The following is a 16,839-nucleotide window of genomic DNA, read 5'->3' on the forward strand; positions in this document are numbered from 1 at the left end:
TTTTAAACAATTTAAACACTGAAGAATGTTAAATTGTATAAAGTATTGTTATTTATAAATTTAATAGTATAAATAATGATTGCTAAAAAAAAGAGTTCTGTTAGTTTTTTGGAAATATTTTAAAAAAAAATAGTGAGGGAGTTGAAAACTCCCGAAAATTTTAGTTTTAGTGTTTGCGCCTTTTGATAGGTATAAGTGCGAAAATGACCAATGCCAATAAAGCTATCGGATTTCCGGTTGCATGCATGAGAGAAACATGCTCCATATGCTCACGATACTTATGAGAGATGTTTTTATCCTGTGTCTCATTTTTCTCAGAAGAAGTACTGTTTTGCACTTCAAAGTCAACTTTGTCTGTTACCTTACCTGTCATGTTACATCCAGCTGTAATCTCATTTGTGAAGTTTCCAACTTTAGTAGCCCTATAGACTATTTTAAAGCTTACGGAATCACCCGGAGACAAACTGCCAGAGTAAACGAACTTATCGCCCTGTCTGGTCCAGCCTTTACCGATTAGTTTGACAAAGACCAAACCTTCAGGAGCATTTTCTTTTACGAAAATACCTCCGACCTTGCAATTGCCGTCGTTAGTAACAGTAATCTTGAAAGTAACTAATTTGCCAACTTTTACAGAAGCATTGACAACTTCCTTAACCACTTTAATGCTTGGTTCAACCGGTTCTAGCTTAATGACAACAGTTTTGTTGTCTGAAAAAGCACCTCCAGTCAAATCAGAGTAAGCAGCCACTTCCGGAGTAAATACTCCTTCACGGGTAGTGGTGAAGAATAGTTTGTAGCTAGCTGATTCGCCAGGCTTTAGAATGCCAGCATAGCTGAACCTATTACCATTCTGAGTCCATCCTGATGCAGCGGCACATAAAACATTGACAACTGTTTGAGCAGTATCTTCGTTTTCATAACCTGTGTAGATTAGGCCGTCAGGGAATTTATTTATAGTATAAACACCTGTAAGGTCACAATCACCTTCATTTGTAACAACAACAGTGAAACTGATATAGCTGTCCACGAAAGCAAGTGGATTATTTGATATCTCACGAACTGTCAGATATGGAGTGTATACTAAAACACTGTCATCATCACTGCAATTGACGGTTTTATCTGAACTTGCAGTTGCTCTATCAACAAATACACCTGATGTGACTGTAGTTACGACAATAGTCAAATCGACTGAATCACCAACAGCTAAAGAACCATTATAATGGAATCTGGTTCCATCATAAGTCCAATTAGAGCCAGTGAAGTGGTCATAAATCAAATCATCTGAGATAACATTATCAATAGCAATACCTGTAAGGATCATACCTCCATCATTTGTAACAGTGATTGTGAAGCTGGTCTGACTACCGGAATATACAAACTCGTCATTTGCCCTGTTGACTATAGACATAGATGCGTTGTTTACTTTTACAGTACTGTTTGAAACGACTGTATCTTCACCCTCATTGTAGACTACATTTACAACATTTGTCAAATTACCGTATTGAGTGGATCTAGCTACAATCCAATATGTTACGTCTGATCCTGCAGTTAATTCATCAAGATACCATACAACGGAATTACCGGATTTGGAATAGCCTTCACTTGCATTTACAAATACAAAACCTTCAGGCAATTCATCGATTACGTTTATGAAGGTAGCTGTGAATTCATCCGCATTTTTAACCACAATAGTGAAGTTGACTAAAGTGTCATTATGGATTAAAGTTTCATTGGCAGTTTTTGTAACTGTCAAATTAACATAAACCACTTCAACACCATCCTCTGATTTGACAGGAGTGTCATTTTCAGTACTTGTTACCTCAACAGCATTTGTCCAATTACCTATGGAAGTTGCCATTGTTGTAACAGTGAATTCTACGGATTCTCCAGGTTTAATCATGTCCACTATCATTTCACCATTGCCTATGTCAAATCTATCATCGTTTGAACTGTAGATTTCCAAACCTTCTTGTGTTATGTCCCTAATTACAACATGAGTTGCATTGGATGGGCCTTTGTTTGTAACGGTTATTGTAAATGTCACATAGTCCTCATAACCTATTCTGTCAACATTTGCAGTTTTGTTAACCACCAACTTGACGATAGGAATAACATTGAAAGTTGCAGTATCGTTTACAATAGTCTTATTCTCTTTTGCTGTAGCATTAACGGTATTTGTGAATGTACCGCCAGTTAAAGCTTTAACCATAACCCATACACTGAATGTTTCGCCACCTGCAAGTGAACCTACGTTCCAGACAAGCTTGCCTCCATCCTGTGTTAAGGTTCCGTTATGACCTTTAATCTCAAATGCTGTAAGGTCAATCATGTCTGTAACGGTTACATTGTTAGCAGCTATTGAAGCGTTGTTTGTTACTTCAATTGTGAAATTAATAAGCTCCAATACATTTACAGATACAGGATTAGCTGTTTTTACAACTGTAAGATTGATTGGAACTACCTCAACAGTTTCACTGTCACTAACAACAGTGTCATTTTCATTGGATGACACATGTACTTCATTGGTCCAATTTCCAATATCTTTGGATTTGACTTGAATCCAAAGTTCCACACTGGATTTGCTTTGGAAATTAGTGTAATTCCAGCTTACTGTCTGACCGTCTAGCATGTAGCCTTCAGTTGCGTTGACAAATTCAAATCCTTTAGGTAAAACATCACTGACTGTTACATTGAATACGGTAACCAAACTGGTGTTGTTCACAATGATTTTGAAGTTAACAAGAGTATTGTTACCGACAATTGTCACGTCAGCTGTTTTGCTTACAGTCAATATAACCGGAACAACTTCAACATCTGTGAAGTTATTCAGTATTGTTGAATTCTCATCACATGTGATATTAACTTTATTTGTCCAGTTGCCTACGGCATTGGATCTTGCCTGTATCCAATAGGTCCTATGTTCGCCACTGGTTAAATTACCGACAAACCAAATAACTTTCTGACCGTCCAGTTCATAACCTTCTGTTGCATTTACAAATGCAAATCCGTCAGGAAGCAAATCAGTGAGCCATACATCAGTAGCATTAACACGGGAAGTGTTATTTACAAGAATTGTAAAGTTAACTAAAGTGTTATTTCCGACAACAGTCAAATCAGCAGTCTTAATAATGGTAGCGTTGACTTCAACTACTTCCACATCAACATCATCGCTGACAACAGTAGAGTTCTCATAGGATTTCACTTCAACAACATTAGTCATATTGCCAACAGAGTTAGTTCTCACGACAACCTGATAGGTTGCGTTTTTACCGCTTGGCAAACTGCCAATTGTCCAAGTGATTTCCTGACCGTCAGTTTTATTATTGCCAGATACACTTACAATAGTAAATCCATCAGGTATGATGTCTTTAACTGTTACGTTTGTCGCATCAACACGTGCTGTGTTATTTACAACAATTGTGAAGGTAACTTCAGTGTTGTTTCCAACAACAGTCACATCAGCAGTTTTATTGACGGTTAAAATAACCGGAACAACTTCTACTGTAGCATCATCGCTGACAACTGTAGAGTTCTCATAGGATTTCACTTCAACAGCATTAGTCATGTTGCCTGTGGAATTGGTTCTTGCTGTAATCCATAGCATGATTGCACTGCCGTTGACCATATCACCAACATTCCAACTGATTAATGTTTTACCGTTCGGCAAAGTACTGATATCTTCAACCAAATCAGTTACATTGGATCCGATTGAATCAATCACCAGACCTGCAGGCAAGTAATCATTAATCACAACATCAGTGGCATTCACAATTGAGTCCAAAGAGACAACGATTGTGAAGTTAACCAAAGTATTGTTAGCAACAACAGTCAAATCAACAGTCTTATCGACAGTCATGATTACGTCAACAACTTCAACCTCAGCACTGGAGTTCACAACAGTCTTATTCTCATTGGATGAGACATTAACAGTATTTGTCCAGTTACCTACAGATAAAGATTTTGCAACAATTGTGAAAGTTTTATCCTTGCCACTGTTTAAATCCAAAGTCCAGCTTACAACATTACCTGCTGTTAGATTACCTTCAGTTACTTCTACAAATTCAAAGCCTTTAGGCAATTCATCTATGATTTTTACGCCTGTTGCATTGATTTTACCAGTGTTATTCACAACAATTGTGAAAGTGACTCTGGTGTTGTTTCCAACAATGCGCAAATCACTTGATTTTACAACAGTCAAGTTTACAGGAAGAACTTTTACGATTGCAGTATCATTGATTTTAGTGGAATTCTCTTTGCTTGTTACATTGACTTCATTTGTCAGATTACCAATTGCTGCAGTTCTTGCAACAACCCATAGCTTGATTGCACTGCCGTTGACCATTTCAGCAATGTTCCAACTTATTAATGTTTTACCGTTCGGCAAAGTACTGTTATCTCCAACCAAACCTGTTACATTGGATCCGATTGAATCAAGCACCAGGCCTGCAGGCAAGTAATCATTAATCACAACATCAGTGGCATTCACAATAGAGGTATTATTGACGACGATTGTGAAGTTAACCAAAGTGTTATTGCCCACAACAGTCACGTTAACAGTCTTATTGACAGTCAAGATGACAGGAACAACATTTACAATAGCTTCATCTTCATCACCAGTCTCATTCTCCTTGGAGAATACACTAGCAACGTTGGTTAAATTATCTATAACTGCAGTTCTTGCAACAATCCATAACTTAATGGCTGTGCCGTTTGAGATTTCACAAGGACCCCATGAAACAATTGTGCCGTCACTGCCGCTGTAAACGGTAGCTTCCAAGCCGGTCAAATTACATCCTTTTGAAACGAGTATTAAGCCATCCGGTAAACTGTCTTGGATAATTACTTCAGTTGCATTCACAATAGAAGTGTTGTTTACAATGATTGTGAAGTTAACCAAAGTGTTATTGCCCACAACAGTCACGTTAGCAGTCTTATTGATAGTTATGATAGCGAGTGCTGCTTTAACAGAAACACTTGAATCAACAAGAGTTGTGTTCTCATTACATGTTACATTAACCTTGTTGGTTAAGTCACCCTCTTTAACTATTTTCATAGTTATGTTGAATACATAAGACTCTGTAGGTTTAATCAATGGAACTGCCAGTTCTCCGGTCTTATTATTGTAACCGGTCACATTTGCAGATACAAATTCGAATCCTTCAGGAACGATATCTGTAATTAATACACCTGTTGCATTGGAAATGCCATTGTTTGTAACATTGATTGTGAATACGACATTATTTCCAACAACGATAATCTCGTCCGCTTTTACGTTGACAACTTTGCTGATGTCCAATTTGACTATAGGAAGAACTTTAACGGTAGCTGAACTGTTATGAGTATGTGACTCTTCACTACAGTTTACATAAGCTGTATTAGTGAATGTACCATTTGTAATAGCCCTAACAAGAATCCAGACACTGTATTCCTGTTCACTGGCTAAATTGCCTACGTCCCATTTGATGAAATGATCTGTTGTAGTATTGGTACCGTTTGTGTTGAGTATTTCAAACTCTTTTGGCACCATGTCAGTGATATTTATATGGGTGGCTTGTGCGGATCCGTGATTTTTAATTTTAATTGTGAAATTAACCAAATCACCAATATATACAGTAGTTACATTAGCGGTTTTGTTGATTCTGATGTCAGTTTCTAAAACCTCTACAGTAACATCGGCTGATTTGACAGTTTCGTTTTGATCACATTTCACATGCACATAATTTGTAAATTCACCGATTTCCTTAGTTTCAACTTTAATGCTTACCTCCGCAGACTTGCCGCTTTCAAGGAATGGAATTACATAATGCAATTCATAACCTTTCTGCAATTCAAGTCCATTAGGAAGATCATCATCAATTGCAACATTGGTTGCATTTGAAGGGCCGTTATTTGTCACGACAATTGTGAAAGTAAGAACATCACCTACAATTGCATCAGCATAATCCACAATTTTTTTAACAGTCAAATTAACCACAGGATTAACTTTTACACTTGTGCTTGAAGATTTAACTGTATCATTCTCATTGCAGGTCACATTGACAACATTTGTTAAGGTACCGTTTGTAATAGCTTTTAAGGTAACAGTAAATATATATGATTTACCTGCTTCTATTAAATCAACAGTAAGCAAACCTGTTTTATTGTCATATCCTGTTGCATTGGATTCGACAAAACTGAAACCTTTTGGGACAATATCTGTAATGTTTACCATAGTTGCATTAGCCTTAGCGTTGTTAGTAACGTTAATGGTGAATGTAACCTTATCACCAACATTTATTTCATTGATTTGAGCGGTTTTATTTATTGTAAGATTAAATAGAATCACTTCAAACCATACGGTTGCATTGTTATTGGTGTAGTTCCATTCTGCCTCATCGCAGGTAACGTTTACTGTATTGTTGAATTTGCCTAATTTTGTAGCGTCGAATACCATTGTCAGTACTGCATCAGTGCCGTTAGCTAACTTTTCGATAGTCCAAAGATTACTTGAAGTATCATATTTACCTTTTGTAACATTCACGTCCAGATATTCCAATCCGATTGGCAGCACATCCTTGATTTTTAAATTGGTTGCATTTGAAGCATTATTAGCATTGTTTACGGTTACTGTGAAAGTAACGTTGTTTCCGTAAATTGTGTAATAACTGGAAACTTCTTTTTCAATGCTTAAATCAACATATGGAATAATTTCCAAATCACATGAAGATAAAATGTATTTATAGTTTCTATCTTCCGGATGCTGTGCTTTGATTGTGTAATTTCCAGGAGCCAGTCCGGTTAAATCCAAAGAGTAGTTACCATACAAGTCAGTGTTGACTGTTTTTGCAAGTACAACTTCACCTGTTGCCTTGTCGATAACTTCAATGTTTATAACCTGATACCTTTCAAGTGAATCCTGGTATAATTCTACACCATCTTCACTATTTAAAGCACCTGAAACGGGACTGACGTTAGCTTTTGTTTTTCTGGTTTGTGATTCGTCATTATTAGCTATGTAGGTTACTTCATCAAATACGATATCATTAACATCAGCTACATTGTAAATGCCGTTAATAATGTTGTCCCCACCAGTATAATTTGCTATGCTGAGTGTTACAGTTGTTCCGTAGAACGCTGTATCCGGAACAGCAGTGGCATTTAAAATGTATGACCAAGCCTGATTTTTAATGAAGGTATCATCATCCAATAAAGTGTTTGATGCATCATTATATAATGCAGAACCGTTGCATGCTTTGTTATCATTGAATTCACTGGAAATGACTTTTGCGTTGTCTGCACTTACGAATACTGCACCTCCCAATCCATCATCTGTTGCTGAAGGATCATTACCGTTACCATTGTATGATCGAAGAGTATTAGCAGTGTTATTATAGAATTTGGAGTTTTCTATAACAGTATTTTCACCGTCAATATATATCGCACCACCTTTGGTTTTAAGGTCTTTTGAAGTGCTTATCCTTAAGTCATAGGTAGCGTTGTTATTGTTGAAGTTGGAGTTGATAATCCTATTATTTGCGGCCCCAACGTAAACTGCACCACCTTGAATAGCAGCGTTTTCAGTGAAATCAGAACCATCAACAGTTATGTCTTCATTATTCAGATATACTGCACCACCAAGAATTGCCTCATTACCTGTGAAGTTGGAATTCTTGATGTCACCATCACTACCGTTGATAAATGCGGCACCACCACGATTTGCAGTGTTATTTACAAATTGGGAATTGTCTATAGTAGCATTAGTACCCAATTTCCAGTTAACAGCACCTCCATCCTCTAAAGCAGTGTTGTTTTCAAAGTATGAGTCCTTGATTGTCACATTAGTGTCATCACTGTGCTTGCAGTTTTGCAGATATACAGCACCACCGTAAGTAGCGTTGTTGTCTTCAAATCTGGAATTTTCTATTATACCATCAATACCTGACCAGCGAACAGCTCCACCATTATTGCTTGCATTGTTATTGGTGAAATTTGAATCTATGATTTGACCGTTATGGCCAGTCCAGGATACAGCTCCACCATCGTATGCACTGTTATCCTCAAATGTAGAGTTTATGATTGCACCATTTGTAGCTCCTTCATTCCAATCGATAGCACCACCTTCCCTAGAAGCTGTGTTATTGATGAACTTGGAGTTTTTGAATGTAGTGTTATCACAATCGCCAGTGTCCAGGTCTCTTAAATAAACTGCTCCACCGTTTGATTTTGCAGAGTTATTTTCAAAGATACAACCATCCACAAGACCGTTGGAACCTGTCCAGATAACAGCACCACCTTCACCAGAAGATCCGTAAGTTCCGGTTTCATCTCCTAAAGCCCTATTGTTGGTGAAATTAGATCCGACAATAGTACCATCAGTACCATACCAGAATACGGCACCACCATTAGCGCCTGCAGAGTTGTTTTCAAATGAAGAATCCTCTATTCTACCATTGGTTGCACCTGCATGCCAGTCAATAGCACCACCATTGATAACAGCAGTGTTGTTTTCAAAGTGTGAATTCTTAAATGTAGTATTATCCGCATCGCCTTCAGCGGATGCTTCAAGATATACTGCACCACCAAGAGCATTAGCTGTGTTGTTTACAAATTGAGAATTGTCTACAATACCATTGGAACCTGCCCATCTAATTGCACCTCCAGAACCACTTGTAAGGTTGTTTGGATCAACAGGACCTAAAGCATGGTTATTGGTGAAATTAGAGTTTTCGATTGTACCATTGGTACCATACCAGTTAACTGCACCACCGCTAAAGCTGGCGTTGTTGTTTTCAAATGTTGAATTTGAAATCTTACCGTTTTTAGCCAAGTAGTAATAGTTAATTGCTCCACCGTTGTTTCCGGCAGTGTTATTCTCAAAGTGAGAGTTGGCAAATGTATTGTTGTCACATTCAGCCCTTCCGTCAACACCACGTAAGTATACTGCACCACCGTTGTTGGTTGCACTATTATTAATAAACTCACAGTCGTCAACTAATCCGTTGGAACCAGTCCACATAACAGCTCCACCGTCACCAGCATTACCCATTACACATTGTACAGTACCGTTAGCTTTGTTGTTAGTGAAGTTAGAACCAATTATATCACCACTGTCACCAAACCAGAATACAGCTCCGGCATTAGCCTCAGCAGTGTTATTGTCGAATGTTGAATTTATAATAGCTCCATTAGTAGCACCTTCATGCCAGTCAATAGCACCACCGTTAACACCTGCATGGTTATTGTTAAAGTGAGAAGCTATGAATGTAGTATTATTGGCGTTATTTCCCTCAAATGAATCCAGATAAACTGCACCACCATGATTGTTGGCAGTGTTGTTTTCAAATGTACAATTATCCACTATACCATTAGAACCAGTCCACAAGACTGCTCCACCACTACCCTGAGACATATCAGTGAAACTGACATCGCCTAAAGCATGGTTATTTGTAAAGTTGGAGTTTTCGATTGTACCGTTAGTTCCATACCAGAAAACAGCGCCTGCACTGCGGTTAGCATTATTGTTTTCAAATGTTGAATTTGAAATCTTACCGTTTGTAGCTCCAGCGTGCCAGTCAATAGCACCACCATTAATACCTGCAGTGTTGTTCTCAAAGTGAGAATTAGCGAATGTAGTATTATCACAGGCACCTAATTCAGGAGAGGTTTCCAGATAAACTGCACCACCGTTTTTCGGAGCGGTATTATTTACGAATATACAATCATCGACAAGACCGTCAGATCCCATCCAGACGATTGCACCACCGTCTCCACCTTTACCTTCTTCAGTTTTATTCAAACCGGTAGCACGGTTATTTGTGAAGTTTGATGATACTATTGTACCGTCATCACCGTTCCAGAAAACAGCACCTCCAGCCCTGTTGGCAGTGTTATTTTCAAATGTGGAATTTTCTATTGTACCATTTGAAGCATACTCATACCAGGTAATAGCACCACCATTAGTTCCGGCCGTGTTATTTTCGAAGTGTGAATTTTTAAATGTATTGTTGTCACATTCCGCACGTACGTAACCGTCAGGCATTACCACACCTCTCAGGTATACTGCACCACCATGGTCTTTTGCTTCGTTACCAATGAATTTACAGTTATCGACAGTACCGTTGGATCCTGTCCACATAATAGCTCCACCGTCACCAGCATTACCCATTACACATTGTACAGTACCGTTAGCTTTGTTATTTGTAAAGTTGGAATCAGTTATACTGCCTCCATTTCCAAACCAGAATAATGCTCCGGCATTTGCACCGGCAGTGTTGTTTTCAAATGTACATTTATGGATTTGACCACCTGTAGCGCCTTCGTGCCAATCAATAGCACCACCATTAATTGAAGCTGAGTTATTTACGAAATTACATCCTGTGAAGTCACTTTCATGTGAATTTTCAAGATATACTGCTCCACCGAAACCTTCCATGACTGTAAAGTTGGTTACGGAATTTCTTGAGAAGTTACTTTCATAAATGTTAGTAATATTACCCACTACATATACAGCACCACCTTTCAATGCGATGTTTTCTTCAAATTTGGAATTTGAAATATTTGCATTGTTACCTTCAATGTAGACTGCACCACCACCAATACTGACATTTTCATTTTCTGCATTGACATGGTTGTCAGTGAAATTGCTTGAAGTTAAATTAATGTTGTTTCCAATGATTGATATCGCACCACCTGCTGTGGCTGTATTTTTTAATGCGTCTGATAGGCTGAATCTTAAATCATGTGTTGCATTGTTGTCTTCGAATTTGGAATTTATAATTGCACTGTCCTGTCCGTCTATAAATCCTGCACCACCTTTGATTGCATGATTGTCTGTGAAGTTGGATTGTTCAATTACAGTAATACCGCCTTCCAAATAGAAAGCACCGCCTTCAATAGCTTCATTGTCTTCAAATGAAGAATTGAATATGTAATTGTAAGAACCGTTTACTGCAACAGCACCTCCAAGACCGCCGTTTTCATATATTCCAACAGCAGTGTTGTTGATGAATGTTGAATTGTAAATATTAACGTCCTGACCTGAAATTGCAATACCTCCTCCAAGAGTTGTGAGTTGATTCAATACATCATTAACCTCAAATCTTAAATCATGAGTTGCAGTGTTGTTGTCAAAGACAGATCCTAAAACTGTAGTGTTAGATGCCTTGATGTATGCTCCTCCTCCACGGATAGCCTTGTTGTTAGTGAAGTTTGTATAGTTAAGGGAGTTTAAAGTACCGTTAACATAGATTGCACCTCCAACAATTGCCTGGTTTGAAGTGAAGTTTACATCTTTAATTGTGGTATCATAACCATTTACAGCAATTGCACCACCATGACCACCATCAGGATTAATACCTATAGCATCGTTTTCATAAAACAATACATTGTCCAATAAGGTATTGTTTCCGTCAATAGCGATTGCACCACCTTCAGTTGTGAAATCATCCAATATTGGGTTTAAGTTGTAGGTCAGCTTGTGAGTTGCATTGTTAGCTATGAATTGTGAATTTATGATTGAAGTATTGATACCCTGGATAAATACAGCTCCACCTTTAATAGCCCTGTTGTTTGTAAAGTTGACATTATCCACAGTGGTATTTGTACCGGTCACATAAAGCGCACCGCCTGCAACGGCTTCATTGTCATCAAACAGGTTATCGGTAACATTTGTATAATAACCGTCAATAGCAATAGCACCACCATGACCACCGTCAGGATTAATGCCTATAGCTGCATTGTATGTGAAGTTATTATCATAGATATTTGAATAATTACCGCTTATAGCAATAGCACCACCTCTAGTGGATAGCTTATTTACCTCACTTGATATAGGGAATATCAAATCATGTGTAGCATTATTATGATAGAATGTGTTGTTGGTAATATTAGCATTAGTACCTTCAATATATATTGAACCACCCTGAACAGCATTATTGGAAGTGAAGTACATATCCCTAACAGTAGCATTAGCACCATCAATATAAATTGCACCACCACTAACCGCTTCATTCAAAGTGAAATGACTGTCATAAATGGTAGCATTGTCACCTTTTATAACAATAGCACCACCATGTCCTCCATTAGCATATCCACCCATAGCGGTGTTTCGTGTAAATGTAGTGTTGTCATAAACGTTTACATCATTACCTTCAATAAATATGGCACCACCCCAGGTACGGAGAGTCTCAGCACCCGGTTTAATCAAATCGACATCACGGGTAACATTATTCCATTCAAATGTTGAGTTTGTTACATATGTGTCGTCACCTTCAATATAGATTGCTCCACCCTGAATAGCTTTGTTTTCTAAAGCAGTGATATTGTTAATGCCAATATCATAACCTTTAATGTAGATAGCACCACCTTTAATAGCTGTGTTTGAATCAAATTCAATATCTTCAGCAGTAATATAATCACCATGAATATATACTGCACCACCAAAGATAGCATCATTTTCAGTGAAGTTATTGCTGTTGAAAGTAGGAGAACTACCTTCCAAGTATAAAGCACCACCTAAACCTGTGCCATCTGAATAATTGCCTTCAGCAGTGTTATTATTGAAATTGTTGTTAACGATTATTGCATAATCACCATCAATATAGATTGCACCGCCTGAGGTAACTAAAGCTGAATCATCATGAACAGAGCCTGTAAAATCATGAGTTGCCCCATTGCCGTTGAAGGTTGAAGTTGAAACCTCTACGTTATATCCTTCAATCTTGCATGCTCCTCCGGCAATTGCACTGTTATTTGTAAATGTGGAATTGTCGATTTTAATATAATCACCACTTAACTGAACAGCACCTCCCATAGGAGCCTCGTTCAATTCAAAAGTACAATTGTGAACATAGGTGTTCTTTCCGGAAATTGATATCGCACCACCATATTTCAAATCGGCAGTGTTGTTGTAAAATTTACAGTCGAGAATTACTGTATTATCCCCAACGATATCGATTGCACCGGCATAGGAAGCAGCTTTGTTTGAAATGAATGTACAATTTTGAACAAAATTGTTTCCATCACCATGATTTTCATCTGAAAATGCTATGGCCGCACCACTTCCGTCCCTGGAAGGTTCACGGGAATGATTGCCGTAAGCATAATTTGAAACGAATGTTGTGTTATACACTTTGATATAACCATGATGCGCTTCTATACCTGAACCATAGACAGCCTCGTTTCCTTCAAGATAATTATTTGTGATTACAACATTCTGTGCCAACAGACAGTATGCTGCACCGTGTACCGCATTGGTATTGTTAATGAAAATATTGTTGTCGAAATATGATGAACGCACCTTGTCATAAACTTTAATACATAATCCTAAAGACTGTTTTACACTACTGAATTGTTTTGTACCTGTATTGTTAATGAATACATTGTCATATCCTTTAAAACCATCAGAATATTCACTGTTGGATTGTCTTGTTGAAACATCAACCAACAAAGAACCAGTATTATTGTAAAACTTACATTTGGACAATTCGTTATTTGATCCGTATGTGATGAACCTGATAACAGAACCAGTATTACTTACTGTATTGTTGATAAAAGTACAGTTGTTTATAATGCTTCTGGTCATGTATGATTTTGTCATTCCGGCTGTAATCATATAAGCACAAGCCTTATTGTAATAATTCTTAAAGACAATGTTGTTTATGCTGAAATCTGTACAGCCGTTAGTATCTGTCTGTAAAACTACGTTATTAGTGAACTGAGACAAATCAAATACTGCAGGTGTAGGGTCATCTATACTGCTTCCACCATAGATGTTTACATTTTTCTTAATGATAATTGAACCTGATGGAGCACCTGAAAATGTAAGTCCGTTGAGGAAAACATTATCCCCGTTATTTACATTGTTCATTAGAGCTGACCTTAATGTTGCATACGAACCGTCAGTAACATATACATTTCGACCCAGAACATCTTCATCACTAATTCCTAAAACATCATTTTGAGAGCTTTCGCTGATATTTTCTGAAGCAATCTCATTATCATCCAATATTACCTCATCAACACTATCAATTTGAACATCATTATCTCCAATATCAGTTGTTTGTGTTAGATTAAAGTCATTATCATCATCAAGCGCACATGACGCCTGAATAGCAAATATAAGAATAATTATAGCCATTATCACGATTAACTTTTTGCCTTTCATTTTGCGTTTTCACCCCCTGGTCCAGTCAATTAATAAAAAAGAATACTAATCGGCAAAAGAATCATTATTCATTTATATATTTGCTTTAAAGAATATATAAGCATGCCTAAAATTTAAAAAGCAATATTGGAAAATTAATAAAAAATATCCATTTAGAACTGAATTTTATTGAACATTATTCAATAATAAAATAAAAATTAAATGTTAAATGCAAATTACATAAAAAAAGATGACAAGACTGATAAAAAAATATCTGAAAAATAAAAAAAAGTTTAATTAATGAAATTTATTTGTTCTTCATTAATTAAATCATAATTTACCAACTCGCTTGAATCCAAATCCTCTTTATTCAAATCCAAAGCTGTGATTTGTGAGTTATGATAAGTTCTGTAATACAGCATACATTTATTTGTATTATAGCATGATGTGTATATGGTATATTCATACAAATTTGGATCTGCTATGAAAGTGCATCCGTTTTGCTGTTCAACAGAACCTAAAATATGGAAAAACTGACCAACGCTACTTGCTTCATCCATATCTGAATATGAATTTGCACGGGTAAATGCAACTTTTGCAAATCTGGATGCGGATGAGAGATCTCCTGGAAGGCCAATGCCACCCATTCCACGGGAATATTCATCCAAATCAATATCTCCTCCAAAGGTATTTTTCGGATTTTTGTTTGACAGGCTTCTGTAGTTATTTAAATAGAAAAGCTGTTTATCAAATGGAGGGTTATTGGTAAGCACCCCTACAGGATTGTCATATACTTTCAAACCGTCTTCAAGAGGTTCAATTACAATAGCTTCCTTTTCATCAGACATCATCCAATGAAGGGGAGACAACGGCAATTGCTCTGAGAAATTAATGTTTACCAGATTGATTTCCTTTAACAATTCGCGGGCTTCACTTACGCTTGCAGCCTTTGAAAGCAGATACGGAATAAACTCAAATGGAGTCACATTAACCATATTCTCTTTTTCTTCCAGATAACAGGCGTTTCCGGCAAAGTTCAAACCGGCAATAGCCAATCCTTTTTCATTGCATGCATCATAGTATAAAGGATAGCCATCCACACCTGCAGCTATACCGATTATTGCATAATGTGATTCAATATCATCAATTTTCCTGAATTCGAATTTATAATTTCTAGGAGTAACTGTAACCCTTTCATGATATGAAATTTCATAATCGAAGTTACGGCCAAAATAATGGTCATCAGTTATATAATTGCTTGCAGTACACATATTTTCACCTCATAAGAAATTAGAATAGTTTAAAGCTCTTGCTTTAATGTCACCAAATTTTTCATCAATCAAGAATTCCCCATCCTTAAATACAGTTTGAAGATAGTCTTCACCTTCACTGTCAATTGAAACTGTTTTAAATGAATTATTTTCACTTATCAATTTAAATCTACCTGTTTTTGACTTTTTACTTGAATCAAGTGGATTTTTAAATATATCCTGCCATTCGCCATCCCTTAACTGGGCAGAACATTTGAATGCATTTCTTTGGGTGTCTCTGTTAACTGCGCTGTGCAGTCCTCCACCCATACCGAATATGATGTTTTCTGCAGCCCATCCATTGGACTTCATGGCAAAAAGAATATCCCTTATCTTTTGATAGTTTAAACCATCACCCCACAGCAATCCAATATTCAAATCAAATACCTTGTAGCCTTTATCTGTCAGATGACTTCCGAAACCTTCAGAAAGCAAATTCAAACAGTCGATTGTGGTGGAAACAGGCTCTCCACTATCCGGTCTGAATACTACCTTATTGTTTTCCCCATCAAGGAAATTCAAAATGGCTTCGTTCAATTCACCGCCTGACCTGCCGGCTTCTGTTAGGAAGTTTCTGTAATTATATGAATCAATTACAATTGACAAAACACCTTCCTTGGCCTTGTTTATTACATTCAAGACCTGGTTCATTTCACCATCAGGTCCGAGTGAAGTCATTACACTGTGTTCTGTTGCCTGAACAGAAAATCCATACAGGTTGGAATCATTATAGTAATTTTCTGGAATTGTAAGAGCTGGAATTGTGTCGGTTCCGGAAAAACTGAGCAAATGAGCAGATCCACAAAGCATTGCAGATTCTGTTGAAGTTGCACCTCTATATCCGAAATCATGCAACATGAAATCAAGATTGTCTTTGACGGATCCTGTTATTTCAAGATAGAAATTGGAAAGCTTTCTAACTTCCGCAGACAATGTTGCAACGGTTGACGGATACCAGACTTGCAGAAGCAGGGATTCAAGATAATTCGGCAGCCAATAAGATTTCTTATCTGTATTTTCAACAGTCATGAGCACATTGCTTACATCGACTGGTGTTCCTTCACTAACTGCCTTGATTTCAATCGGAAGTTTTCCTTCATGCTCATCGAGAATATATTCCCAACCCTTTCTGTTGAATATTCCTTCTCCAATGTGGTTGGCAATCAATTCATCCGCCTGATTGATTTTCTCTTCAGTTACTACGTTGCCTTCAAGATACTTCTTGATAATGTATTGAAGGCCGTAAAAAATAGTTTTGTTAAATTCGGCACCCACCCTACTTTCAAGATAGGAATATATTTTTTCTGTACCCTTAGGGTAGAAGTAGTGATGAGTTACCTTATAACTATCTGTTAGCAAACAAATATTGTTTTCAATCATAATACCACTTAAATACATATTAATATT

At 37.2% G+C, this 16,839-nt stretch carries 3 protein-coding genes; all 3 read right to left on the reverse strand.

The window, feature by feature from the left end; genetic code table 11:
* Positions 1 to 166 precede the first annotated feature (166 nt).
* Complete coding sequence (locus Q4Q55_RS00210; RefSeq protein WP_303370809.1) at positions 167 to 14,143, reverse strand: right-handed parallel beta-helix repeat-containing protein; 13,977 nt, start codon at positions 14,141 to 14,143, stop codon at positions 167 to 169.
* 272 nt (positions 14,144 to 14,415) lie between these two features.
* Positions 14,416 to 15,393 (reverse strand): choloylglycine hydrolase, encoded by a 978-nt coding sequence (bsh, locus tag Q4Q55_RS00215; protein WP_303370810.1) that lies wholly within the window; start codon positions 15,391 to 15,393, stop codon positions 14,416 to 14,418.
* Positions 15,394 to 15,402: 9 nt separating this feature from the next.
* Positions 15,403 to 16,812: a nicotinate phosphoribosyltransferase gene (locus Q4Q55_RS00220; RefSeq protein ID WP_303370811.1), complete on the reverse strand. Its 1,410-nt coding sequence runs from the start codon at positions 16,810 to 16,812 to the stop codon at positions 15,403 to 15,405.
* Between the last annotated feature and the right edge of the window lie 27 nt (positions 16,813 to 16,839).

The sequence above is a fragment of the Methanobrevibacter sp. genome, from assembly GCF_030539555.1.
Taxonomy (GTDB): Archaea; Methanobacteriota; Methanobacteria; order Methanobacteriales; family Methanobacteriaceae; genus Methanocatella.

What these genes read in the sequence shown, in the direction of transcription:
- Q4Q55_RS00210 (WP_303370809.1), bottom strand. Translation starts at nt 14,143, where the DNA reads ATGAAAGGCAAAAAGTTAATCGTGATAATGGCTATAATTATTCTTATA.
- bsh (WP_303370810.1), bottom strand. Translation starts at nt 15,393, where the DNA reads ATGTGTACTGCAAGCAATTATATAACTGATGACCATTATTTTGGCCGT.
- Q4Q55_RS00220 (WP_303370811.1), bottom strand. Translation starts at nt 16,812, where the DNA reads ATGATTGAAAACAATATTTGTTTGCTAACAGATAGTTATAAGGTAACT.